We start from the raw sequence: 22,952 nt of genomic DNA on the forward strand, positions 1-22,952 counted from the left end.
CCGGGGAATCGGTTATCGCCTCAGACGCCCCACGAGGCCGCGGAGAACGGGGGTGATCGACTCGATTTCGGGCAGTCGGGACCGCGACAAGATCAGACCCGTCACCGCGAGGGTGATGACGGCCGCCACTGCGGCCCGGAGGACGAAACCGATGCTGCCGACGGCGTCGGTGAGGCCGTCCATCGGCAGGATCGCGTCGACGGCGAGCGCCACCAGCGCGCCAGCGATCGACGCGCCGAGGGTCCACGACGCCGACCGGAGGGTCTCGCGTCCACGCAGGGACCCCAGCTTCGCCCGGAGCAGGACGTACCCGGCGATCGCGCCGACAACCCAGCCGATGCCGTTGGCCAGCGCCAGGCCGATCACCACGTGGGAGCGCTCGTCGGCGACAGCCGGGACGATGAGCGACAGGATCACCCGGACGATGGTGATCGCGAGAATCATCACCGTGGGTGTCCAGTAGTCCTCGCGGGCGTAGAACACCCGTTGCTGCAGCAGGACCACCGCATAGGGCACCAGCGTGAACGCGCCGAATGCCAGGGTCAATCCCAGCACCCGGGCGCTGGAGGCGTCAAAGTTGCCGTAGCGGAAAAGGCCGGTGGCGATTGTGGGGCCGAACGCGGTCATGAACGCGATGATCGGCAGCAGCCCGAAAAGCGACAGCCGGGTGCCCCACGAGATGTCCCGGACCACCGCGTCGTTCCGGCCGGCCACGCCGTTGTCTGCCAGTCGGGGATTGATGGCGGTGAGCAGGGTGACGCCGATGATCCCGTACGGGACCTGCAGCAGTAGCCAGTAGGTCTGGTAGATGGCGATGGCGGCCTCGTCCGCGGCCGATCCGATGCGGTTGGTCATGACCAGGCCTACCTGCGAGATGAGCACGTAGGTCACCCCGGCGACGGCGTGACCGCCGAACTGCTTGATGCGGGGGTCCAGGCCCCACTGCGGGCGGAGGTCCACTCCGGCGCGGCGCAGGGCCGGCACTAGCATCGCGGCCTGGACGACCACGCCCAAGGTCGTGCCCAGGCCCAGCAGCAGAATCGGTGCGCTGAGCAGGTTCACGGGCGCGGCGGGGTCGATGCTGCTGCCGACCACCGCGAACAGTGCGAGCGTCGCGATGGCCACCAGGTTGTTCCACACGGGCGCCCAGGCCCCGGGCCGGAAGACCCCGTTGTAATTGAGGACCGCGAGCATTACCGAGAACACGCCGTAGAAGAAGATCTGCGGAAGCAGCAGGAACGCGAACGCGGTGGCGAGGTCGGTGTTGACCTCGCCGTCTCCCAGGTTAAGTTCGGTGAGAAGTGGCGCGCACGCCACGGCGAGCACCGCCGCTCCCAGCGCCAGGGCCGAGGTCACCGTGAGCAGGCGCCGGATGAACGACACGCCGCCGTCCTCGTCCTCCTGCGCGGCCTTGGCCAGCAGTGGCATGAACATGGCGGTGAGCACCGAACCCAGGACGAGCTCGGTGATCATGTTGGGCAGCGTGTTGGCGGTATTGAAGGCGGACGCGACGGCGGGGCCGAGCACCGTGAGGATGAGGATCATCCGCACGAACCCGGTGATGCGGCTGGCGAGGTTGGCCACGGCCATTGATCCGGTCGAGCGCATCACCGAGGCGTCGGAGGAGTCACGGGTTCGCGTCCCGATCCCCCCACCGGGCGGGGTGGCCTGCCGCGGGGTCGCCATCATCGGCGACACGGGCGTCGCGTCGGGGACGAACGAGTCGGCGACCGGTGGCGGCGACACCGGGCCGGGCAGCACACAGCTGCCCGGCTCACGTCGTCGGCCCCGGAGGCCGGGATCCGGTCTGCGCAGTTCGGGTCCGGGGGACCCCTGCTCGTCGTTCACGGTCGGTGCCCTTCGTCCGCGGGGTCGAGGATGCCCCGACGGTAGCGCAGGTACCGCCGACCCCCGAGGGCGAGGGCGAGCGCGGCCGCGAACAGCGCGAAGGCCTGGGCGACCGGGTAGCCGCCGGTCTGGACGGATAACTCCACCGGTTCCGACAGCGGGCGCCCGTCCGGACCTTCGAGGACGAACGCGACGGTGTGGCGGGTGCCACCCTCGGCATCGGACTGGGTGGGGACCTGGAGTGTCCGCGACCCCGAGGCCGGGATCTGGACGACCCCCACCGGCTCCACCCGGATGTCGGGAGGCGCGGTGACTGTGATGCCCACGCGCACCGGGAACGGCAGGGCGTTTCGAGTCACCAGTAACAGCGGGCTGTTGGGGCTGGCCATGGTGAACACGCTGCCTGGGGGCAGTAGGTCCACCCGGTCGAGCGACTCGGCGACAGTCTGCTCGAGACGCTCGAGCCGGGCCGCGGTCCTGGACCGGGCGTCGTCACCGGTGCCCGACTCGGGCGTCGTCCCGTCCCCCCCGGCCCGTCGACCGGTCTCCGACAGGGCTCGGAGGGCATCGCCGACGATGGGGTCGAGGTGGTCCTGGGCGCCGGCCGAGGTGGGGTCGGAGGTGTCGACCAGCGACCGCAGGGTGCCGAGTCCACGCAGGGCGTCGGCCACGATCGGGTCTGCACCGGCCAACTCCATCGCCCCCGGGTCGGCGGCGCCTGTGGGGTCGTCTGCCAGGTAGCCGTCGGGGATGGTGACCGGGCCCGCCAGGCGCTCGGCGAGCGGTACCGCGCGCATCCGCCCCGCCGCGAGCTGGGCGCCGAGGGCCTCCAGGACCGAACCGGCCGCCTCACGGCCGATGGTCCACACCTGCGGTGGGACGGCCAGCACCCCCTGATCCGAGGCGGGATCGAGAGGAGCACCGGGCACGGGGCTGGCGGCGGAATCTATGGCGTCCACGATCGGGGCAAGCAGGGTGGCCCGGGCATCCTGGAGCCGGGCTTCCGTCGAGTCCGCGGTCAGCCAATACCGGGTATCGGGATCGGAATACCGTGGATTCTCCGGTGCGGAGCCGGTCGCGGCGAGCGCCGAACCGACTGCCGCCGAGTAGGTCAGCGCCCGTCCGCCCTCGGTGCCTGCCAGCCCGACGATCCCGGGCGGCGGGACCAGGCCGGTGTCAGTGCGCGTCGACGGGGCCGCCACGATGGCGGTCGCGCCGGGTTCGGTCAGCACCTCGGCGGTACCGGGCAGCAGCGTCCCGGACGCGGGAACCAGGGTGTCGGGAACGGGAGCGGTCCCGAGGATCCGCTCGACGGAATCGGCGCTGTCGAGTGCAGCCCGGGTGAGGTCGGTGGATCCCACCGCCGCGACGGCCTCGAGGTCGGACTGAGCGGCCGGCAGAGTCACCACGCACCCGCCCTCGGCCAGCGCCCGCAACTCCCCCAGCCAGCGTTCGGCGTCCGCCGCCACTGCGACCGGATCCTCGGGACCGCGCTTCTCCCGGCTACCGTCATCGCCGCGGCGGCCGGTCGAGGCGCGGGAGTCGTCCCGCTCGATGCCTTGACCGATCACCGTTGACCGGCCCCCGGCGATCTCGGATACGGTCCCCAGTAGGTCCGGGTCCACGGCCAGGCACACCGCCCGACGGAGCTCCTGCCCGCCGGCCCCGTCGAACGCATCGTCGGCCGCACGCACCAGCCCGGTCAACCGGCCGTCCTCGGCCAGCTCGCGCAGGAGCGAGTCGTCGGTCAACGCCACCACCGGATCAGGGCCGTCGGCACCGGGCACCGTCGCAATCCGCGTAGGAGCTGAGGCCAGCGGCCACAACATGGTCAGCGGGACCGGCGCCGGGCCCGGCCCGTCCGCCGGTTCGGGGGCGCCCAGCTCGCCGTCGTCGCCCCCCGGTAGCGCCGCCGGTCTCGGCGCCTCGAGCACGGGTAACAGGGTGCGGGCGTCGTCGAGTCGCGCGGGGGAACCCCCCTCGGGCGTGCCGTTGACGTTGACGAGCAGCGGGTAGATGCCGGGCTCCGTGAGCTGCAGGTCGGGGGCGGGAGCGCCGGGGATCTCACGGGCGGGCATGGAAACGCGGTAGGGCACCGACTCCCCGGGTGCCACCGCCTCGGCCACTCGGAGGAACTCGCCGCGGACCCCGAACGACGGCTCCGACCAGACCAGCGGGTCGCGTACGGAGTCCGAGTCAGCCGTGCGTGGCCCGCGCTGGAGTCGGACGTCGACCGACTCCAGGGGAAGCTCGCCGACGTTCGTGATGGTCCCGGACACCGTGACGACCGGGACCCCGGCCTCGGTGCCCACCGCGACCTGGCCCGTCCCGCCCGCGACCTGGCCGGTCCCGCCCGCGCCGTCGAGGACACGGGGCGAGATCTCGTCGATGGTGATCCGGGCCAGTGCCGGCGCCGGGGTGGGGATGTACCCGGCGGCGGTGGCCTGCTCGGGGGTGATCGCGCCGGCTGGCTGGACACCCCACAGCGGGCCGAGCGCCAGAGCCGCGCACAACGCTGTCGGGACGACCGCCCGGACTGCGCGCCCAACCGGCCGCCAGGTCACGGCCCGGACTCCTCCGGCGTGTCGTCGCGGGGCGCCACACCCGGCACCCCGGTTCGGCGTACCGGCTCGGGGCCGTCCGCGCGGCGCGAAGGATCGACGGTCTGTGCGTCGGCCGGCGGGGGGTTGTCACCGGCGAGTTCGGATCGCGCTAGCTGTGGGAGCAGGGTGCGCGCGGTCTCCACCAGTCGTCGCTCGTCCGGGTACGCCAGTCGCCTGGGCAGGTCGTCGAAGGCAAACCAGGCGACCTCGGTGATCTCGGGGTCCTCGTCACACAATTCACCGTGGTCGTAGCGGATGAGGTGGTGGTGGACGGTCTTGTGAATGCGCCGGCCCTCGGCGACGAACCAGTAGTCGATGGTCCCCAGCGGGGCCAGGACGGTGCCGTCGACGCCGGTCTCCTCGAGCACCTCGCGCCGGGCGGTCTCCTCGACCGTCTCTCCGGGTTCGATGTGGCCCTTGGGCATGGACCACAACATGCGGTTTCGCCGGTCCAGCCGGCCGATGAGCGCGACCTCCAGCCGGGACAGGTCGGGCTCCGGGCCCGCCCCTGCCTGCGCGAGGTTGCGGACCACGAGGCCGCCGGCCGATGTCTCCAGCACCGTCTTGAGCCGCTGGCCGGCGCGGGGATGTCGCGCTGCCCCGCGGCCGGCCCGGGCGTTCTTGGCGCCGGATTTTCCGCCCTGGTGGGTTCCGGGCTTGGTGGCGGTCTTGGACCCGCCCTTTGCGCCGGACTTGGGTCCGGCTTTCGATCCGGCGCTGCCGCCGGCCTTCGCGGGAGCGGACGTGCGCGTGGTGTTGGTCGAAGCGGTTTGGCCTCCGCCCGCCTTGGGCCGGCCGGGCTGACGCGGGTGGCGGGGGGCCTGGCGGGAGGTGGCGCCGGCGGTGCCGTCGCCGGATCTCACCGTGTGGGTGGCGTCAGTGCTCGACTGCTTCTGACCCTCGGGGGCACGACCCTGTCCCCGACCGCCGCGTCGCCCGCGACCGCCACGGCGACGACGCCGCCCCTGACGCGACTGGCCGTCACCGGATGAGGCCGATTGACCCCCCTGCCCGGCCTTCTGTCCGGTCCCGGCGGGCGTGTTCGTGGACGTCGATTTCTGCTTGTCGCCCTGCGCGGTCCGCTGGCCGTCGGCGCCCTTCGACATGCCGCTATCACGCTTCTGACCTGCGGCGTCGCGTCCACCGGCGCCGGGTCCTGCAGGCCGACGTGCACGGCGACGCCGCGACGCGTTGGCGCGCGGTTCGGCGGGACGATCGGCTTCGGACACCCATCGATGCTACCGGCCGGGGGTGGGTGGACCGGAATCCACGGCGCGCCGTTGCGCGGTGTCGTGCGGGTCAGGCGCCGAGTGCCGGCCCGACGACTCGCCAGGAGTCCCTCAGTTCGCGGCTGAATAGGGCGAAGGTGTGGGCTCCGCTCGTGTAGCGGTCGTAGGTGAACGGCACGCCGCCGTCCTGGAGCGCACGGGCCATGTGGCGGGTGCCCAGGTCAGCCGCGAGCTCAGTGGGCGCACCGATCGCGAAGGTCGCGGACCCGATGTCCGGAGCGTCATGCGGGCCGGGGTTACCGGGCGCCGATGCCAGGTAGAGGGTGGTGCCGCGGAGTCGCTGGACGTCGTGCGAGGGGTCGTTCACCAGCCAGGCCGGGTCGTCGGGCGGGCCCCACGCGTTGTGGACGTTGCCGCCGCCGCGCGCGACCATCGCGGTCATTGCCGCGCGCCCGAAGGGTGTGGAGACCTCGGGGCACCCGGACAGTGAGGCGGCCGCGGCGTAGTGGTGCCGGCTCGTCGCGGCGAGGGTCAGTGCGGGGCCGCCCGACATCGACACCCCGATCACGCCCCGCGTGTCGTTGAGCGCGTACGCGTCGGCGAGGGCGGCGGGCAGTTCGGAGTCGAGGAAGGTGTGCCAGCGGTTGACTCCGAGGATGGGGTCGGGGCGTTGCCAGTCGGAGTAGAGGCTGAATCGGCCGCCCTCGGGGCTGGCGACCAGGACATGCTTGTCGGCGAAGAAGTCCTGGTAGTCGGTGTGGTAGGCCCAGCCGACGTGGTCCTCTCCCCCACCCACGCCGTTGAGCAGGAGCAGCAGCGGTGCCGGGCTCGGGCTCGCCGGGAGGAGGAGGAACGTCGGTACCGCCCGACCCATGGAGGGGGACCACACGTCGGCGAGCACCTTGCGGCCGTCGATTGGCTGGACCCGCAGGACCTGTGGGCGGGAGGTGTCGGCCGGGGCTGGCGCGGTGGGGCGGGGCGAGGTGGTGAACCCCAGGGCCGTGGAGGTGTCGACGCCGTCGGCGGACTGCGCGCCGGCGAGAGGGTGGACCGTGCCGGTCAGGGTTACCGCGGCCGTGAGCGTGACGGCGAGGTGGGTGGGTGACAAGCGCGGGGGGAGACGACGACGAGACACGGCCGTCACTGTAGTGCTCTGGAATCCCATGGGGCAGGGCGTCCGACCCGTAGCTGCGGGCGACGGGCCAGCGGCGGCGGGCGCGGCTAGAGTCCGCTGTATGAGCTCAGGTCCGTCCGCCCACGCCCTGGTCCTCCGACACCGGGCCAAGCCGGGCCGTCGCGACCAGTTGGTCGAGGTGTGGCGTCGGCACATGCCCGAGGCGGTCCAGGCCAATGACGGGCACCGGGCCTACGTGCTGTGCGCGTCCCATGTGGACCCAGACGTGATGGTGGTGTTCCAGCATTACCGGGACGCTGCGGCCGCCCAGGAGTTTCTCGGCAATCCCGCGTACCTGCGGTATCTGGAGGAGTCGAGCGCACTCCTGAGCGGTCCGCCGGAGGTCGAGGCCGTGGAGCCGCTGTGGTCCAAGACGGTCGAGCCCGGCAATTCGGCGGCGCACCCGGCTTGAGATGTGTTGCCGCGTCGGCTTGCGCGCCCTCCGTGGTCCGTTCCTGCAGCACAACCCCGTGTTTTGCGTACATTTCCCCCGCGCGAGTCAGAGCGGCACCGTAGTCGAGGCGTCCAGTGCTGCCGGGCCGGAGTGAGCGGGGCAGGGTTTGTCGGGATCACTCGGTAAAGTCGGCCCCGTGACAGCCCGTAGACCGACCTCCGACCGCAGCGCCACATCCGGGCGAGCCGCTTCCGACCGACACGACGCCGCGGTGTTCTCGGGTCTGCAGGACGGACCGGGTGCCAAGCCTGCTCCGGCGGAGATCGAGGCACGCAGGGTCCGGCTCCTCGCGGGTGCCCAGACGACGCTCAATGACCTGGCGGACGTGCTTGCCCCGCTCGCGACGGCGTTCGGCGAGGCCGGGCACGAGCTCTACCTGGTGGGTGGCAGCGTCCGGGATGCGGTGCTCGGCCGACTGGGCACGGATCTGGACTTCACCACCGCCGCCCGCCCTGAGACGGTGCGGGCCATCCTCGACGAGTACGCGGACGCGGTATGGGATACCGGGATCGAGTTCGGCACGCTGTCGGCCGTGAGACGGGACGGCGGTGGGGTCGAGCAGCAGATCGAGATCACCACCTTCCGGGCCGACTCCTATGACGGGGTCACCCGGAACCCCGAGGTGGTCTTTGGCGACACCCTCTCCGGCGACCTGATCCGCCGCGATTTCACGGTCAACGCCATGGCGGTGCAGCTGCACCCGGACGGGCGACACGAGTTCATCGACCCACTGAACGGGATGGATGCGCTGCTCGCGGGTGTCCTGGACACCCCGGCGGCCCCCGAGCAGTCGTTCTCCGACGACCCACTGCGCATGCTGCGTGCGTGCCGCTTCGTTTCCCAGTTGGGATTCACCCTCGCGCCGCGGGTCTTTCGGGCCATGACCGAGATGACCGCCGAGATCGACCGCATCACCGTCGAACGGGTGCGTACCGAACTGGACAAGACCATCCTCGGTGACTATCCGATCGACGGCATCAACATGCTGTGCGAGACCGGACTGGCCGACCGCGTGCTCCCCGAGGTGCCGGGCATGAAGCTCGAACGGGACGAGCATATGCAACACAAGGACGTGTACTGGCACTCGCTCACGGTGCTCAAGCAGGCGATCGACCTCGAGCCCGAGGGCCCGGATCTGGTGTTGCGCTGGGCCGCGCTGCTGCACGACGTGGGCAAGCCCGCCACCCGTGCGCCCAAGCCCGGCGGCGGGGTGACGTTCCACCATCACGAGGTGGTGGGCGCGAAGATGGTGCGCAAGCGCATGCGCGCGCTCAAGTACTCCAAGCAGATGATCGAGGACGTCTCCGGACTGGTATTCCTCCACCTGCGCTTCCACGGGTACGGCGAGGGCCAGTGGACGGATTCGGCGGTGCGCCGCTACGTCTCCGACGCTGGCGACCTGCTGCCGCGACTGCACCGACTGGTCCGGGCCGACTGCACGACCCGCAACAAGCGGCGCGCGGCCAAGCTGCAGGCCAACTACGACTCGCTGGAGAGGCGGATCGCCGAGATCGAGGAAAAGGAGGACCTCGCGCGGGTCCGTCCCGACCTCGACGGCAACGAGATCATGACGCTGCTGGATCTGGGGCCCGGTCCCGACGTCGGCCGGGCGTGGGCGTACCTCAAGGAGCTGCGCCTCGACCGCGGCCCGCTCGACCGTGACGAGGCGGAGGCCGCGCTACTGCGCTGGTGGGCTGAGCAGAACCCGACCGGCGGAGGCGACGCCCAGCCGGACAACGGTCGTCAGAACGGCGACCCGGCATGATCGGCGGAGCGGTCGACCGCTACCTGGACTCGGCTGCTGCCAGGGTCGTCGTCGTTGTCCTGGCCCTCCTCGGCACGCTCCTGCAGACCGTAGGCATCCCGGGGCTGCAGCAGATCCCGCCGTACCGCATCGACCTCGACGTGTACCGCGTCGGCGGGCAGGTGTTCCGCGACGGCGGCGAGCTCTACGGGGAGCTACCGCAGCTCGCGCAGGGTGGGCACCTCCCGTTCACCTATCCCCCGTTGTCGGCGCAGATCTTCTCCCTCTTCACCCTGGTCCCGTTAGCGGTGGCCTCGATACTCATCACGCTGGCGACCATCGCGGTGCTGGCCTTTGTGGTGCACCTGGTTCTGTCACGCACGTGCGAGCGTCCGCAGCGGGAACTGTGGTGGCTCACCGCCGCCGTGATGGTGGTGGCGGTGTGGTCCGGTCCGGTTCGCGAGACGATCGGGTTCGGGCAGGTCAACGTCTTTCTCATGGCGCTGGTGCTGGTCGATGTCATTCGCGGCCGCGGTCGGTGGTGGGGCGGCACGCTGACCGGGTTCGCCATGGCTATCAAGCTCACCCCGGCGGTGTTCCTGCTGTACTTCGTGCTGCGCCGCGATTGGCGCGGGTTGGGTACGGCAGTCGTCGCGGCGCTGGCGTTCACCGGGGTCGGGCACCTGCTGACCCCCAACGACTCGGCCCGCTACTGGAGTTCTGCCATCCGCGACCCCGAGCGGATCGGCGGCCTGGCGTACGCGTCCAACCAGTCCGTCAACGGTGTTGTCTACCGGCTGGGGCTCGAGGGAACCACTGCGTCGGCCGCGTGGTTTGTGGTGTCCGCGGCGATCGGCCTGGGGATCGCGTGGGTGGCGTGGCGTCTGCTTCGGTCCGGTCACGAGGTGGCCGCGGCCGTCGCGGTGGGCCACGTGGCGCTGTTCTGCTCGCCCGTGTCGTGGGGGCACCACTGGGTGTGGGCGGTGCCGGCGGTCGTGCTCACCCTGGTGTGGGCCGACCGCTCGGCACGAGATGGCGACGACGACGAGCGCGGCTGGCTCGCCCTGGCCGGCAGTGGCGTGGTGATCTTCCTGGGCACGCCACAGTGGTGGGTGCCGCACAGCGACGACCGTGAGGTCGGGTGGGGTCCTCTCGAGCACCTCGTCGGCAACGCGTATCTCATCTGGGCGGCGGTCTTCCTCGTCGTCGCGGGCCTTCGGGCGTCCCGCCTCGGACGCGCCGACCTGGGGGGAGATCCCGAGCGCCCCGCGCTGCTTGTCAGGGCCGCCTCACGGGGCTGAGAACGCCCCCGTCAAGGCGGGACCGCGATCTGTGGATAGCGGATCGGGGATTTCACAGATCGTGGACCGGGGCTGGTCTGGGCACGGTGGTCGGGACACGATTCTGGCCATGGACTACTTCTTCGGAGACGGCGTCGGAGACCCGACGCAGTGGCAGGGCGAGCCCGATCTCACCCTCGGAACAGGTGCCGCGGACGCACTGTCGCTGGACTTTGACGGTGACGGGTACGCCGACGACGCCCTCTGGGACTCGGATCTCGACGGAATTGCCGATCGCGTGGTGACGGACGTGGGCACGGGCGCCCAGGCCGTCTACGCCGACCACGACGACCGCGGCGTGTGGAACGCCTACGCCGGAGGTGCTGGCGCGCTCACGGCGGGCTCTGCGGGCGTCGGCTCCGCAGGTGTCGGCTCGATCGGCGGTGGGTCTGTCGGCGGTGGTTCGGTGAGTGCCGGATCGGTCGGTGGGGGGTCCGTCGGCGCGGGGTCGATTGGGAGTGGGTCGCTGGGCCTGGGATCGGTGGGGGCCGGCTCTCTGGCGGCGGGTTCGGTGCTGGCGGGTGCCGACGGGGCCCTGGTGGACGGGTCGCTGGCCGCGGGCACGGACGCGCTCGGCGCCGGCTCGGAGGCACTGGGGTCGCTGCCGGACTGGGGCTCGCTGCTGTCCGATGCGATCGGCGCGATCCACCACGGTTCGGCTGCCGCGACGGACTCGGCCAGGTGGTCCACTCCCCCGGTCACCGAACCAGATCCGGTGCCGCCGCCTCCGCCGGTCGTGCACACCCCGGCTCCGGAACCCGCGCCGGTTCAGGGCGGGACGAATCCCGAGCCTGCCGCCCCGATCGTCGAAGGGGATGGCTCCATCACCGTCGACACGGGCAGCGGGTGGCTGTCCGTGGCCGACGTGAACGGAGACGGACTGCTCGACGCCGCTCTGCCCTTCGAACCTCCCGACATCGAGCTCCCCCACGTCGACGCGGGTTCCGCTGCCGGAGCGCTCGACGTGGGCGTCATCGACGCGGGCGCGCTCGGTGGCGGCTCGGTCGACGCCGGGTCCGCGTCGGCGGGCTCGGCTGCAGCGGGTTCGGCTGCCGCCGGGTCGGTCGGTGCGGGGAGCATCGGCGGTGGCTCTGTGGGTGGAGGATCTGTGGCCGCCGGCTCGGTGGGCGGCGGTTCAGTCGGTGGCGGGTCGATCGCCGCGGGCTCGATCGGGCTCGGTTCCTGAGCGTGAGCCGGTGGCCACCACCACCGCGATCACGGCGGCGAGCGCATACAGTACGGCGGGGACCAGCATGAGGGACACCGATCGACCATCTACCGGGACCAGTGGCAGGACCGCAAGCATGCCCGCCACGAACGCCGAGTTGAACAGGGCGTCCTGGAGCGCGAAGACCCCGCCGCGGCGGGCGTCGGGGACGTCGGTCTGCATGGCGTTGTCGGCGACGAGCTTGACGACCTGGGCGCCCAGTCCGATCGCTACCGCGCCCACGACCAGTGCCGTCGAGTCGAGGGTCGGGCCCACGGTGAGTTGGGCGAGTCCCGACAGCAGTGCCCCGGCCGCGACGACGTCGATGCGGCGACGGCGGGCGATGGCCCAGGGGGTGACGACGGCTGCCAGACCCATGCCCGCAGCCACCGCTGCCGACATGAGGCCGAATCCGCCCATCCCTGCCACCACCGGACCGCCCGACCCGGCGGACTCGGCGTCCCGCAGTAGCAGGATCGCCAGCATGGTCGTGATCCCGAACGCGCCCCGGCCGAGCGTCACGCCGGCCAACGACACCCACACGAGAGCCGTTGAACGGGCGGCTCGCACGCCCTCGGTCAGCCCACCGGCGAAAAGCCCCAGCGCATCCCGGGTGACGCCGCGGCCCGGGGCGGCGCTGAGCTCGCCGTCGTCGGGGCCCAGGTGGCGGCGCGGCAGGGCCAGGATCGCCCACACCCCCACCAGCGCGGTGACCACGGACGGCACGAGGGTCCACGACACGGCCGCGTCGCCAGCGCCGAGTACGGCCAGCACGGCGAACGCTGCGACCGCCCCGACGGCCGTGACGATCGAGCCCACGGTGACCAACACCGAGTTGGTGGCGGCGAGGATCCGGTCGGGCACCACCTTGGGCATCGCCGCTGTCATCCCGGTGTTGATGAGGCGGCCGAGCCCGATCGCGACGAGCGACAGGGCGAACAGCGCGGCCAGACCCGGGCCCGTGTGGACGGCACCCCCGGCGACCAGCGCGATGGTCGCGACGATGGACACCGTCCTCACCAGCGCCGCGACGGCGACGACGACCCGTCGATCCCACCGATCGAGCGCGGCGGCGGCGAACGGGCCGACGATCGAGTACGGCAGCAGCATCACGGCGAATCCGGCGACAATGGCTGCTGGCGTCGTCGCGGACTCAGGGCTGAACAACACGACTCCGCCCAACGCGGCCTGGTGGATGCCCTCGCTGAGCAGAGCGGCTAACCGCGCCGTGGACAGTCGACCGAGGCCGTCCGACTCACGCAGCGCGGCGGACAGACGTCCACGAGGGGGGTCGGCCGACTCGGTGGACAGTGGGGTCACGGAAGCCACCGTATCGAGACCCGATCGTGGGGACGCGGGTGTGGGTCGGCGACGACGGGGGCATCATGGGGATATGGACACCGGACCGGACGATCTGAGCGGCGGCGGCCTGTTCGGCGACCGCCTCTACTCCGCGATGGACAAACGTGATCCCGTCGCCGGCTCACTGCTCATCGCAGCGCCCGACATGCCGGACCCCAACTTCCAGCGCGCCATCATCTACATGATCGAACACGACCACACGGGCTCGCTGGGCGTAGTGATCACCCGCCCCAGCGAGACAGAGGTCGAGTCGATACTGCCCGCCTGGGCCGAGTACTGCGCGTCCCCCTCCGTCTTCCACATCGGAGGCCCGGTCAAGCCCGACACCGGCATCGCACTGGTGGTGCTCGACTCCGGCATCGACGGCGAAAAGTTCGCCGGGCTCCAGCAGATCGAGGGACGCGTGCACGTGGTGGACCTCGACAGCGACCCGGACCTACTGCGCGACCACATGGAAGGCATGCGGGTGTTCGTCGGCTACACCGGCTGGGCGCCCGGCCAACTGCAGGACGAACTCGACCGCGGAGACTGGTACGTCGCCCCCAGCCTGCCCACCGACCTCCTGGCGCCCGCCCGGGTCGACGTGTGGGGTGCGGTGTTGCGCCGACAGGAGATGCCGCTGCCCCTCTACGCCACCTACCTCCCGGACGGTGACGTCAACTGACGGCGCCCGCGCGAGAAGGTGACACTGTGACGGCGCGGCACTGGCTCGTGCTGGTCGTGGCCACGTTCGTCGCCGCGTCGGGTTCGACGTTCGTCATCGGCGTGGGCTTCCTACTCCCCCACCTCACAACCGCAGGTGGGCTGTCCCTCTCGCAGGCCGGCGTGCTGATCGCGATGCCGACAATAGGTATGGCCACAGCATTGATCGCCTGGGGCTGGCTCGTCGACCGCGCGGGCGAGAAGCTGGTTCTGGTCGCCGGCTCGGTCGGTGCCGCGCTGGCCCTCACCGCGGCGCAGTTCGTCGAGTCGTTCGCGCTGTTGGCGATCCTGCTGCTGGTCACCGGTGCCGCCACCGCCTCGGGGAATTCCGCGAGCGGGCGACTGGTCGTCGCCTGGTTTCCGGCCCACCGCCGCGGGCTGGCCATGGGCATCCGGCAGATGTCACAGCCGGCCGGATCCGCGGTCGCGGCGATGACCATGCCCCTGCTCGCGCAGTCGTACGGTCTGGGCGCAGCCTTCGCGATGCCCCTGGCCATGGCGGTGGTCTCGGCGGTGGCGGCCTTTGTCGTCGTCACCGACCCGCCAGCTCCCCCGCCGGAACCGCCCGCGACGGTCCCCGACCGGGCCGATGTGGCGGGGGCACACGCGGGGTCAAGAGCGACGTCCGCGCCCAGCGCTGCGGTGGACGAGTCGCCGTACCGCAGCTCCCGCTACCTGTACCGGGTGCACGGCGTGTCAATGCTGCTCGTGCTTCCACAGGGCATGCTGCAGGCGTTCCTGCTGGCGTGGCTCGTGTTGGGCCACGGCTGGACGGCAGTCTCCGCGGGCATCGTGGTGACGGCGAGTCAGGTGCTCGGCGCGGCCGCGAGGATCGTGGCCGGGGCGGTCTCCGATCGGGTCGGATCTCGCATGAGACCCATTCGCGCAGTGGCGATCTCGGTCGCCGCTGGCCTGGCGGCCCTCACCGTGGCCGAGGCACTGGGCGCGCCCGGCGCAATCGCCGTCACCCTCGGGGTGGTCGCCACGGTGCTGTCGGTGTCTGACAACGGCCTGGCGTTCACCGCCGTCGCCGAATACGCCGGCCCACGGTGGAGCGGGCGTGCCCTGGGCGTGCAGAACACCGCGCAGTTCGTGGCGATCTCGGCGTCTACTCCCCTGGTCGCCGCCGTGATCGAGGCATTCGGCTACTGGCCGGTGTTCGCGGGCGCCGCGGTGGTCGCGGCGGTCGCGATCCCGTTGGTACCGGCCGCAGACCAGCAGCGGGGCTGATCGCCCCAGTCGGTCGCCCGGGAAAACCCCGCGTCTGTGCCGGCGATGGACCGGGCCTTCCGGTGGACCGGACGTCAGGGCTGGGCGGGCGCGGGCTGGCCGCGGTACTGGCCCACCGACCACACATTGCCTTCGGGATCGCGGGCGGTGAAGCCGCGATCACCGTAGTCGGTGTCGTGCATCTCCATGACGATCTCCGCGCCGGCGGCCTTCGCACGGGCGTGGACCGCGTCCGGGTCAGCGGTGACGATGAACGCCAGGCCCGAGCCTGTCGGGGTGGCGTGAGGGTCGTCGTCGGCGCGCTGTCGGTCACCGAGCATGACGCCGCCGCCCTCGGGCCAGAGCAGTTCAGCGTGGACGACGTGTCCGTCCTCGACGTGCGAGACGGACTCCACGAAGCCCAGAGAGTCGACCAGCCAGTCGATGACGGCGCGGGCGTCGGTGCACTGGAGGCAGTGCCAGACGGTGGGTGCAGGCGGAGTGCCTGGTGTGTGTGTACTCATAGGTGAAGTGTCCTCTCGGGCGCGGCCGGTGGCTTGGACGTTTCGGAAGAGATCCGGCGGACGGTCGGGAGGCTCACGATCGGGAACTCGTCCGCGATCCAGCGGGTGGGCGAGGTGCCCGTGAACCGGCGATATGCCTGGTCCAGATGCGCGTGATCGGCGTAGCCGTGGGCGTGCGCGAGGTCCGCGAGGCGAGGGGCGGACCCGCAGGCGAGGCCAGCGAGCAGGGACGAGTGAGCGGATTCGAAGCGCAGGAGATCGCCGAGGTTCTTTGTGCCGATCCCCAATTCGGCCGTGACCAGTGATGACAGGTGGCGACTGCTCACGCCGATCCGTGACGCCACCTCGGTGACGCTCATGCGCCCGCGTGATCGCTCCAGCAGTGTCCACGCGGCCACCACTTCCCGGCGTGCCGCATCGCGACCGTCATTGCGCTCAATTAACGCGGCCAACCCCTCGGTGACGAGCGTGGCCCGCTCGCCTGGCCCAGCAGAGGCCACACGGGAGAACAGCGCACGCATCCGTGCCCCCACCACCGCCTCGCCCTCCTGGGTGAGCTCGGTGAGTTCAGCCGCAGGGAGCCCGAGGACGCGGCGCGCGGCGAGCGGGTGCACCGCGACCTGAACACCCTCCTGGTGGTCGGGTCTCTCCAGATAGACCGGCCGCAGGTGGAACCCGCCCACGCAGACATCGTGGCTATTGCCCCGCCGCTCGGCCCAGTCGTCGAATGTCGATGAGCACAGCAGCGGGGCGTCCGTGGCGAAGACCAGCGTCAGCGTGCTCGAGGGCAACCCCCGGTGCGGCGGTCGGACAGCAGCCGGTGCCGACTCGGTGACCGCGTACTCGACCATCCCGCGGACACCCGGCGGGAACGCAGCGGTGGTCGAGGCCATGGAACGAAGTGTGCGCCGATATCGCCGCGTACGGAAGACCCTCGCCGGGGGGTGGGCGGCCGCACACGCTGGCTAGACTGCGCGGCGTGCCGAACACGCCGTCCACCAGCGCAGAGATCCGTCAGGGTCTGGCCGACTGCTCGACCGTCGGCTTGGGCCTGGTGCCGCTCGGGTTGGCGTTCGGGGTACTGATGACCCAGGCCGGGTTCGACTGGTGGTGGGCCCCGGTGTTCTCGATCGTCATCTACGCCGGGTCCATGGAGTTCCTTGCGATCGGACTGCTCACTGCGGTCACGCCGCTGTATTCCCTGGCCGCCGCGGCGTTCCTGGTGAACTTCCGCCACGTCTTCTACGGGCTGAGCTTCCCGATCGAGGCAATTCGTTCACGGCTCGGCCGGATGTACGCCGTGTACGCGCTCACCGACGAGGTGTACGCGATCACCGCCACCAAGCCGCGCGTGGAGATGACCGGGGCCCGAACCCTCACCATCGCGATCACCTGCCAGTCACTGTGGGTGCTGCCGGGCATCATCGGCGCGCTCGTCGGATCAGCGCTGCCCGAGGGACTGGACGGGCTCCAATTCGCGCTGACCGCCCTGTTCGCCGTGCTGGCCGTTGACGCGTGGCGCTCTTCGGGGGACCTCCCGGCGCCGGTGATCGGCCTGGTATGTGGTTTGGTGGCGGCGGTGGTGGCGCCCGAGCAGATGCTCATCGTGGGCCTGAGCGCGTTTGTTGCCGTGTTGCTGCTCCGCTACGCCTGGTCCGTACGTGCACGGGAGGCTGCGTGAGCGCCACCGTGCCGGGCACCGCCTACCTGCTCGCCGGGCTGGGCGTGATGTTCCTCGTGACCCTGGCACTGCGCGCCGCCCCGTTCCTCGCCCTGACGCGGCTCCGCGACTCCGGCGTTGTCCGCTACCTGGGCAGCACGATGCCCGCCGGCGTGATGGTGGTGCTGGTCGTCTACACCCTGCGAGACACCACGACAGAGCTGGGATCGTGGGCACCCGCCGCAGTGGCGTTGATGCTCACCCTGGCCGTGCACCTGGCGTTTCGGCGGGCGGCGGTGAGCATCGTGCTCGGCACTGCAACCTACATGCTTCTGCAGGCCTGGCTGGGCTGATACCCCAGCAGCCTGTCCGCTCGCGCGCGCAATCCCTGCACACGCGCACGAAGTTTCGCGCGCGTGTGCAGGGATCGTGAGCGTGTCCGAGTTGCCCGCTCGGCTTACTTCGCGACGGGGCACGCCCCCAGGTCGACCTTCCACTCGGTGAGGCCGTTGAGCCAGCCGGAGCGGAGCCGCTTGGGGTCGCCGAGTGCGGTGAGGTCCGGCAGGTGATCGGCGATCGCGTTGAAAATGAGTTCGAGCTGCATCTTCGCCAGGTTGGCGCCGATGCAGTAGTGCGGGCCCTGGCCGCCGAAGGTCACGTGGGGGTTGGGGTCGCGGAGGATGTTGAACGTGAACGGATCCTCAAAGACGTCCTCGTCAAAGTTCGCTGAGCCGTAGCAGATCACGGCTCGACCGCCCTTGGGAATGGTCACGCCGCCGATTTCGACGTCTTCCATCGCGGTCCGCTGGAACTGCGTGACCGGCGTGGCCCACCGCAGGATCTCGTCGTACGCGGTGTCGGGTCGCTCGCGCTTGAACAGCTCCCACTGGTCGGGGTGCTCGAGCATGGCCACCATCCCGTGCGTCGTGGCGTTGCGGGTGGTCTCATTGCCGGCCACAGCCAGCAGCGTGACGAACCACCCGAACTCCTCCGGGGAGAGATGCTCGCCATCGATGTCGGCCTGGACCAGCTTGGTGACGATGTCGTCCTGTGGGCTGGCGGCGCGGTCCTCGGCCATGGTGTTGGCGTATCCGATGAGCTCCAGGGACGCGTTCGCTGCGGCGTCCATCCCACCCTCGGCGTCGTAGCTGGTCATGGTGTTGGACCATTCGAAGATCTTGTGACGGTCTTCCTGCGGCACGCCCAGCAGTTCCGCTATCGCCTGCAGCGGCAGTTCGGAGGCCACCGCGGTCACGAAGTCGTCAGCGTTGTTCGCAGCCGCCTCGGTGACGATTTTGCGCGCCCGGTCGGCAAGCTCATCCCTCATCCCGGCGACGCCCCGGGGAGTGAAGCCGCGGGAGATGATCCGCCGGTGCTTCTTGTGGACCTCGCCGTCTTCATTGATGAGCATCTCTCGCTGGGCTTCGATTACCGAGCGGTCCATGCCCTTGGCGAACCTCGGGATCACGGTGTTTTCTCCGGCAGAGAACGTCTCGCCGGTGACTCGCGAGATCTCCTTGACGTCGGCGTGCTTGGTGACGAGCCAGTAGTGGTCATCGTCGAAACCGTCGACCCCCGGGCTCTTCTCGACCCGCCGGATGGGTTCTGACCGGCGCAGATGGTGCCACTCGTCGTGCGGAAGTCGCTTCTCGAACAGGTCCGGGTCGGTGAAGTCGAAGCCCGCGGGGATGGTCACGTTCATGGTGTCTCCTGAGACTGGTCGCCCGTCGACACCCGACGGGGATGAAACCGTGAATAGTGGTAACCATATACACGTGGCACTATCTTCGAGCGAGATTCTCGACCGCGCTTTGATGCTGGCGGAGCAGATGTCTGGGTCGATCGCGCGCGCGGCGGCGAACTACGGACTAACCGTGCCGCGTCTGGAATTGCTGTTCGTGCTGGGCTTGCAGGGCGAGTCCAAGCAGGTCGAGCTGGCGACCTACCTCGATTGTTCGCCGCGCCAGGTGACCGCGCTGGTGGACGGGCTCGTGGCGAGTGGGCATGTCGAGCGCACGATGCCGCCGGATGACCGTCGGGTGCGACTGGTCAGCCTGACGGAGAAATCGCGCCGGATCGTCGATGAGGTGGTGACGGCGCGTGTGGGCCTCGCCGACTGGTTGTTCGAAGGATTCGACGACGACGAGCTGCAGGCGTTCGGGGCGGTGTCCGAGAGGCTGGTCTCCCGGATGAGCGGGCGGGCTTTGAGTCGCCTTCTCGAGCAGTGAGTCAGGCCGGTCGTTGAATCAGGCCTGACGCTTAATCAGGCGGTGCAGGCCGCGCAGCCGGTGTCCGCGCGGTGGTACTCGACGAACCCGCGGGAGAGGTAGTTGGGGATCGCGGCGGGGGAGTCGTCAGCGCAGGTGTGCAGCCACACCCTGCGGCAGCCCGGAACGTTCCAGGCGATTCGGCAGACCTCGGAGAGGAACCAACCGCCCAGGCCCCGTCCGGCGAATCGGGAGAGTAGGCCGAAGTAGACGATCTCCACGTCGACGCCCTCGAGGGTCTCGGGGTCGTAGCCGGTGGTTTCGTCGCATGGGCTCATGCGAAGTTCGGCGAAACCGACGACTTCTCCGTCCTTGACCGCCCGGAAGGTGCTGACGCAGGGATCGGAGCAGTACGAGGCCCAGTGGCCCTCCGACCATTCCAGACGGTCGCTCCAGTTCCAATCACCACCGATCTCGCGGTACATGCGCTCATTGAAGCCCGGCTCGGCGGGAAAGACTCGCGAGAGGGTGATGTCTGCGGGGCGGGCCGGATTCACTTGCGAAGCCGAGGTCTGTTGCAGAAATGTCACGCTGCTCATCGTGCTATTCAAGCACCGAAGCCCGCCCACTTCCCAGACGGAGCGGGAAGCGAGCGGGCCACAGGGCGGACCGTCTCTATGCGTGCACGGTCAAACCACGATGATTTACCAACAGGGTCAGTTGATCACGATCGAGGGCACGCCCGGCAGGTTCAGGTCGTTGATCGAGCCCGCAGCGGCGTCCTTGGCCTGGTTGATGGTGTCGATGATGCCGTTCTGCACGCCCTGCGTAGCGTGGGGATTGCTAGCGACTGCGGCGGCGCCGCCACCGAGCGCGGCCGAACCGCCGGCGGCGCTGCCGGTGGCCGCGAGGCCCGTGAGGGCTGTGCCGGCCGTGGCGATCGGGCCGGCCGTCCCGATCACTCCGAGCACGGGGGCGGCGACTGCGCCCAGTGGTGCGAGAACGCCGACGATGAAGGCGGTGATTGCGCTTGCTGCTGCGAGCATTACTTCTACTTTCTCTCTTGGGTAGCTGAAGGCGTGTGTCGTCAGCCGATGCGGATTTCCTTCGGTGGGATTGGAGCCTGGGGAACGATGTTCCCTCGGCCGCCGAGGTCGATCGTGATGCCCGGCGCTGGTACGAGAGCCGGAGCAGGCGGAGGAACCGGGGCCGGAGACGGTGCTTGCGCCGGTGCAGGCCAGTGCGCGGCCGGAACGGTCGGCTGCGCCGGTGCAACTGGCACTCGCACTGCTGGTGGCCTGCCGGGCGCGACCGGAGGCGCGTCCGCGGCCGGGCGAACAGGCGACGCCGACGAGGGCAGGCGGGTGGTACTCACCGGTGCAGTTGAGGTCGCGGCGGTGAACGACGGCGACGTCGACGGCGGGGGAGAGGGCGCTGGCGATGTGAGGCCAGCTTGTTGTACGGAGGATGCGATCGAATCAACGACCGTGGACGTCTTCGTGCCCTCGGAGAGCCAGGCTGCTCCCGCGCCCGCCGAGAACCCGACCAAGGCCAGTCCGCCGAGGGTAATGAGCGGCAACGATCGGGCGAATGGTCGGCGCGTCACAGTCATGGAACCCCCCTTGGTCCGAGTCAGGACGACGGCCGCCCCGGCGCTTGCCAGCTTCTTCAGCTCATGCCGCGTGAACGCTAAGGGTGCCTCCATGGCGTTTCAATGTTTTGCCCACTAACAACGATTGGCCAGAATTGCCGGTTCGACCTGCTGATATGTCGGCAATCCCCGTTGGGCATCGAACGCGCAGGTAACGGCCCTGCGCAAGTAAGTCGTGGTGACATCGACGCCACGTGAGCAATCGTTTACAAGTGACATAAGTCTCGCGGGCGGCGCTTCACCGGACGAGGCGGATCCTCGGTTGCGAGGCGCCCCGAGATCCGTAGTGTCGCAGTATGGCGAATGTATTGATGATCCTGTCCGCAGCCGACCACTGGACTCTCAAGGACGGCTCCGCCCACCCGACGGGGTTCTGGGCCGAGGAGTTCGTTACGCCCTACGAGGTGTTCACCGATGCCGGTTGGTCTGTCACCCTCGCGACACCGGGCGGGCGCGCCCCCACCGTCGACCAGGCCAGCCTCGCCGAAGGGGCTGGCGACCCGGCGACCCTCGAGAAGGTCAAGGCGTCCCTCGAGCGGCTCGCACCGGTCCTCAATTCTCCGGCCGACTTGGCTGATATGAACCATGACGAGTTCGACATCGTGGTCTACCCGGGAGGACACGGTCCGATGGAGGACCTCGCGGTGGACAAGACGTCCGGCACGATCCTTGCGGAGCGGATGCGCGCGGACAAGCCCGTCGCGCTACTGTGCCACGCCCCCGCTGCCGTGCTCGCGGCATCGGACGGCCCGTCCACGTCGCCGTTCGCGGGGTACAAGATGACCGGGTTCTCCAACATCGAGGAGGAGCAGGCGGGGCTGGCCGCCAACGCGCCGTGGCTGCTCGAGGACAAGCTGGTCGAGCTAGGCGCCGACTACTCCTCGGCGAGCGAGCCGTGGAGCTCCCACGTCGTGGTCGACCGCAACGTCTACACGGGTCAGAATCCCCAGTCGTCTGAGGAGTTGGCCCAGCGGATCGTCGCCGACCTGGGGTGATCAGGTGCAGGTGAGCTGATTCAGGCCGCCGGTCGGGCCGGAGCCGCTTCGGACCGACCGTAACGCGCGGCCAGCCAGGCGCACACGATCAACTGGATCTGATGGAAGAGCATGAGCGGCAGCACGAGGAGCCCCACAGGCTGGCCGGCGAACAGCACGGCCGCCATGGGCAGGCCCGTCGCCAGCGACTTCTTGGATCCGCAGAACTGAACCACGCGCCTGTCGCGGTCCTCGAAGCCGAGAAGGCGGCCGGCGAGGTCGGTCGTCCCCAGGACCAGAGCGAGCAGAACACAACAGGCGATCGTCAGCCACACCAGTTCCGAGATGCCGATCAGCGACCAGGCCCCGTCGACGACCCCCTCGGAGAACGCCGAGTACACCACCAGGACGATCACGGTCTTGTCGAACAGATCGATGCGTTTGATTCTCGAGGTGATCGGCAGGACCCAGTTGCGGAGCAACTGTCCCAGCACGAACGGCAGGAGCAGCATCACGACGATCTCCACGATCGACTGCGTGGAGATGTGGACCGAGCCGTTCGTCGTCATCAGCGCCACGACGAGCAGAGGCGTGAGGGCGACGCCGAGCAGGTTCGACACGGACGCCGAGACGACGGCGGCGCTCACGTGTCCCCGAGCGATGGAGACGAAGGTGATCGACGACTGGACAGTCGACGGCACGAGCGTCATGTAGAGAAAACCGGCGGCGAGTGACTCGCCGAGCAGCGGGCCGAGCGTCCATTTGCCGAGAAGCCCGAGCAGCGGGAACACCACAAACGTGAAGGCCAGCACGAGGGAGTGCAGCCGCCAGTGCCGGATACCCACCACGAGTTCGTGGCGTTCCAGTCGCGCGCCGTAGAGGAAGAACAGGAGCGCGATCCCGATCGTCGTCACCCAGTGCAGTCCGTCGGCGGCCCCGCCGGCGGCGGGGAGGATGGCCGCGACCACGACGGCCAGCATGATCGATGCGACGAACGGGTCTATCCGGAGTCGACGGAACAATCCCATTGGTCTATTGCACCACCTCGCCTCGGGAGGCCGGAC

21 protein-coding genes are annotated in these 22,952 nt (G+C 70.0%); 10 read left to right on the forward strand and 11 right to left on the reverse strand.

Going from position 1 to position 22,952, the window contains the following annotated elements; all coding sequences use genetic code 11:
- Positions 1–12: 12 nt before the first annotated feature.
- The 4 genes from murJ to FQ137_RS02640 all read right to left on the reverse strand — a co-directional run bounded on the left by murJ (position 13) and on the right by FQ137_RS02640 (position 6,815).
- Complete coding sequence (murJ, locus tag FQ137_RS02625) at positions 13–1,848, reverse strand: murein biosynthesis integral membrane protein MurJ (protein WP_149291004.1); 1,836 nt, start codon at positions 1,846–1,848, stop codon at positions 13–15.
- Positions 1,845–4,412, reverse strand: a complete 2,568-nt coding sequence (locus FQ137_RS02630) for a hypothetical protein (RefSeq protein WP_149291005.1) — start codon at positions 4,410–4,412, stop codon at positions 1,845–1,847. The genes murJ and FQ137_RS02630 overlap by 4 nt, the downstream gene beginning before the upstream one ends.
- Complete coding sequence (locus FQ137_RS15490) at positions 4,409–5,680, reverse strand: NUDIX hydrolase (RefSeq protein ID WP_255583476.1); 1,272 nt, start codon at positions 5,678–5,680, stop codon at positions 4,409–4,411. Before FQ137_RS15490 ends, FQ137_RS02630 begins: the two co-directional genes overlap by 4 nt.
- 70 nt (positions 5,681–5,750) lie before the next feature.
- Positions 5,751–6,815 carry an alpha/beta hydrolase family protein gene (locus FQ137_RS02640; protein ID WP_188064733.1) on the reverse strand — a complete coding sequence of 355 codons (1,065 nt, stop codon included), beginning with the start codon at positions 6,813–6,815 and terminating at the stop codon, positions 5,751–5,753.
- 100 nt (positions 6,816–6,915) lie between these two features.
- Here FQ137_RS02640 and FQ137_RS02645 point away from each other — a divergent pair, with 100 nt between their 5' ends.
- The 4 genes from FQ137_RS02645 to FQ137_RS15630 all read left to right on the forward strand — a co-directional run bounded on the left by FQ137_RS02645 (position 6,916) and on the right by FQ137_RS15630 (position 11,578).
- Positions 6,916–7,266: a putative quinol monooxygenase gene (locus FQ137_RS02645; RefSeq protein ID WP_149291007.1), complete on the forward strand. Its 351-nt coding sequence runs from the start codon at positions 6,916–6,918 to the stop codon at positions 7,264–7,266.
- A gap of 253 nt (positions 7,267–7,519) precedes the next feature.
- The gene (locus FQ137_RS02650) at positions 7,520–9,073 is read left to right on the forward strand and encodes a CCA tRNA nucleotidyltransferase (RefSeq protein ID WP_188064936.1); all 1,554 of its coding nucleotides are present in this window, start codon (positions 7,520–7,522) and stop codon (positions 9,071–9,073) included.
- Complete coding sequence (locus FQ137_RS02655) at positions 9,070–10,353, forward strand: glycosyltransferase 87 family protein (protein WP_149291008.1); 1,284 nt, start codon at positions 9,070–9,072, stop codon at positions 10,351–10,353. Before FQ137_RS02650 ends, FQ137_RS02655 begins: the two co-directional genes overlap by 4 nt.
- Before the next feature lie 109 nt (positions 10,354–10,462).
- Positions 10,463–11,578 (forward strand): hypothetical protein, encoded by a 1,116-nt coding sequence (locus FQ137_RS15630; RefSeq protein ID WP_149291009.1) that lies wholly within the window; start codon positions 10,463–10,465, stop codon positions 11,576–11,578.
- On the opposite strand, the gene FQ137_RS02665 is transcribed toward FQ137_RS15630, so the two are convergent.
- On the reverse strand, positions 11,528–12,919 hold the full coding sequence (locus FQ137_RS02665) for a hypothetical protein (RefSeq protein ID WP_255583479.1): 1,392 nt from the start codon (positions 12,917–12,919) through the stop codon (positions 11,528–11,530). The two genes, FQ137_RS15630 and FQ137_RS02665, sit on opposite strands and share 51 nt — an antisense overlap.
- A 73-nt stretch (positions 12,920–12,992) precedes the next feature.
- Here FQ137_RS02665 and FQ137_RS02670 point away from each other — a divergent pair, with 73 nt between their 5' ends.
- On the forward strand, positions 12,993–13,625 hold the full coding sequence (locus FQ137_RS02670; protein WP_149291010.1) for a YqgE/AlgH family protein: 633 nt from the start codon (positions 12,993–12,995) through the stop codon (positions 13,623–13,625).
- A gap of 26 nt (positions 13,626–13,651) precedes the next feature.
- Entirely contained in the window at positions 13,652–14,893 is a 1,242-nt protein-coding gene (locus FQ137_RS02675) for an MFS transporter (protein ID WP_149291011.1), read from the forward strand.
- 74 nt (positions 14,894–14,967) lie between these two features.
- Here the strand turns inward: FQ137_RS02675 and FQ137_RS02680 are convergent, their stop codons facing one another.
- Both FQ137_RS02680 and FQ137_RS02685 read right to left on the reverse strand, forming a co-directional pair.
- Positions 14,968–15,396: a VOC family protein gene (locus FQ137_RS02680; protein WP_149291012.1), complete on the reverse strand. Its 429-nt coding sequence runs from the start codon at positions 15,394–15,396 to the stop codon at positions 14,968–14,970.
- Positions 15,393–16,289, reverse strand: a complete 897-nt coding sequence (locus FQ137_RS02685; RefSeq protein ID WP_149291013.1) for an AraC family transcriptional regulator — start codon at positions 16,287–16,289, stop codon at positions 15,393–15,395. The genes FQ137_RS02680 and FQ137_RS02685 overlap by 4 nt, the downstream gene beginning before the upstream one ends.
- 86 nt (positions 16,290–16,375) lie before the next feature.
- Between FQ137_RS02685 and FQ137_RS02690 the strand changes: the two genes are divergently transcribed.
- Complete coding sequence (locus tag FQ137_RS02690; RefSeq protein ID WP_149291014.1) at positions 16,376–17,077, forward strand: AzlC family ABC transporter permease; 702 nt, start codon at positions 16,376–16,378, stop codon at positions 17,075–17,077.
- Positions 17,074–17,409, forward strand: coding sequence for a branched-chain amino acid transporter permease (locus FQ137_RS02695; protein ID WP_149291015.1), 336 nt, complete (start codon positions 17,074–17,076; stop codon positions 17,407–17,409). The genes FQ137_RS02690 and FQ137_RS02695 overlap by 4 nt, the downstream gene beginning before the upstream one ends.
- A gap of 104 nt (positions 17,410–17,513) precedes the next feature.
- Here the strand turns inward: FQ137_RS02695 and FQ137_RS02700 are convergent, their stop codons facing one another.
- Positions 17,514–18,758 carry a cytochrome P450 gene (locus tag FQ137_RS02700; RefSeq protein WP_149291016.1) on the reverse strand — a complete coding sequence of 415 codons (1,245 nt, stop codon included), beginning with the start codon at positions 18,756–18,758 and terminating at the stop codon, positions 17,514–17,516.
- Between the two features lie 73 nt (positions 18,759–18,831).
- Between FQ137_RS02700 and FQ137_RS02705 the strand changes: the two genes are divergently transcribed.
- Entirely contained in the window at positions 18,832–19,284 is a 453-nt protein-coding gene (locus tag FQ137_RS02705; RefSeq protein ID WP_255583481.1) for a MarR family winged helix-turn-helix transcriptional regulator, read from the forward strand.
- A 35-nt stretch (positions 19,285–19,319) separates the two neighbouring features.
- Here the strand turns inward: FQ137_RS02705 and FQ137_RS02710 are convergent, their stop codons facing one another.
- Positions 19,320–19,862 (reverse strand): GNAT family N-acetyltransferase, encoded by a 543-nt coding sequence (locus FQ137_RS02710; protein WP_149291017.1) that lies wholly within the window; start codon positions 19,860–19,862, stop codon positions 19,320–19,322.
- Between the two features lie 117 nt (positions 19,863–19,979).
- A complete protein-coding gene (locus FQ137_RS02715) occupies positions 19,980–20,309 on the reverse strand; it encodes a hypothetical protein (RefSeq protein WP_149291018.1) in 330 nt (109 codons plus the stop codon).
- A 901-nt stretch (positions 20,310–21,210) separates the two neighbouring features.
- On the opposite strand from FQ137_RS02715, the gene FQ137_RS02725 reads away from it, so the two are divergent.
- The gene (locus FQ137_RS02725) at positions 21,211–21,909 is read left to right on the forward strand and encodes a type 1 glutamine amidotransferase domain-containing protein (protein WP_149291020.1); all 699 of its coding nucleotides are present in this window, start codon (positions 21,211–21,213) and stop codon (positions 21,907–21,909) included.
- Positions 21,910–21,929: 20 nt separating this feature from the next.
- Here the strand turns inward: FQ137_RS02725 and FQ137_RS02730 are convergent, their stop codons facing one another.
- The gene (locus FQ137_RS02730; protein ID WP_149291021.1) at positions 21,930–22,916 is read right to left on the reverse strand and encodes a bile acid:sodium symporter family protein; all 987 of its coding nucleotides are present in this window, start codon (positions 22,914–22,916) and stop codon (positions 21,930–21,932) included.
- Positions 22,917–22,952: the final 36 nt, after the last annotated feature.

This window comes from Dietzia sp. ANT_WB102, from assembly GCF_008369165.1.
Lineage (GTDB): Bacteria > Actinomycetota > Actinomycetes > Mycobacteriales > Mycobacteriaceae > Dietzia.

Coding starts and splice junctions, on each gene's coding strand:
- FQ137_RS02710 (WP_149291017.1), bottom strand. CDS start 19,862: ATGAGCAGCGTGACATTTCTGCAACAGACCTCGGCTTCGCAAGTGAAT.
- FQ137_RS02725 (WP_149291020.1), top strand. CDS start 21,211: ATGGCGAATGTATTGATGATCCTGTCCGCAGCCGACCACTGGACTCTC.
- FQ137_RS02680 (WP_149291012.1), bottom strand. CDS start 15,396: ATGAGTACACACACACCAGGCACTCCGCCTGCACCCACCGTCTGGCAC.
- FQ137_RS02685 (WP_149291013.1), bottom strand. CDS start 16,289: ATGGCCTCGACCACCGCTGCGTTCCCGCCGGGTGTCCGCGGGATGGTC.
- FQ137_RS02730 (WP_149291021.1), bottom strand. CDS start 22,916: ATGGGATTGTTCCGTCGACTCCGGATAGACCCGTTCGTCGCATCGATC.
- FQ137_RS02655 (WP_149291008.1), top strand. CDS start 9,070: ATGATCGGCGGAGCGGTCGACCGCTACCTGGACTCGGCTGCTGCCAGG.
- FQ137_RS02670 (WP_149291010.1), top strand. CDS start 12,993: ATGGACACCGGACCGGACGATCTGAGCGGCGGCGGCCTGTTCGGCGAC.
- FQ137_RS02700 (WP_149291016.1), bottom strand. CDS start 18,758: ATGAACGTGACCATCCCCGCGGGCTTCGACTTCACCGACCCGGACCTG.
- FQ137_RS15630 (WP_149291009.1), top strand. CDS start 10,463: ATGGACTACTTCTTCGGAGACGGCGTCGGAGACCCGACGCAGTGGCAG.
- FQ137_RS02715 (WP_149291018.1), bottom strand. CDS start 20,309: ATGCTCGCAGCAGCAAGCGCAATCACCGCCTTCATCGTCGGCGTTCTC.
- FQ137_RS02645 (WP_149291007.1), top strand. CDS start 6,916: ATGAGCTCAGGTCCGTCCGCCCACGCCCTGGTCCTCCGACACCGGGCC.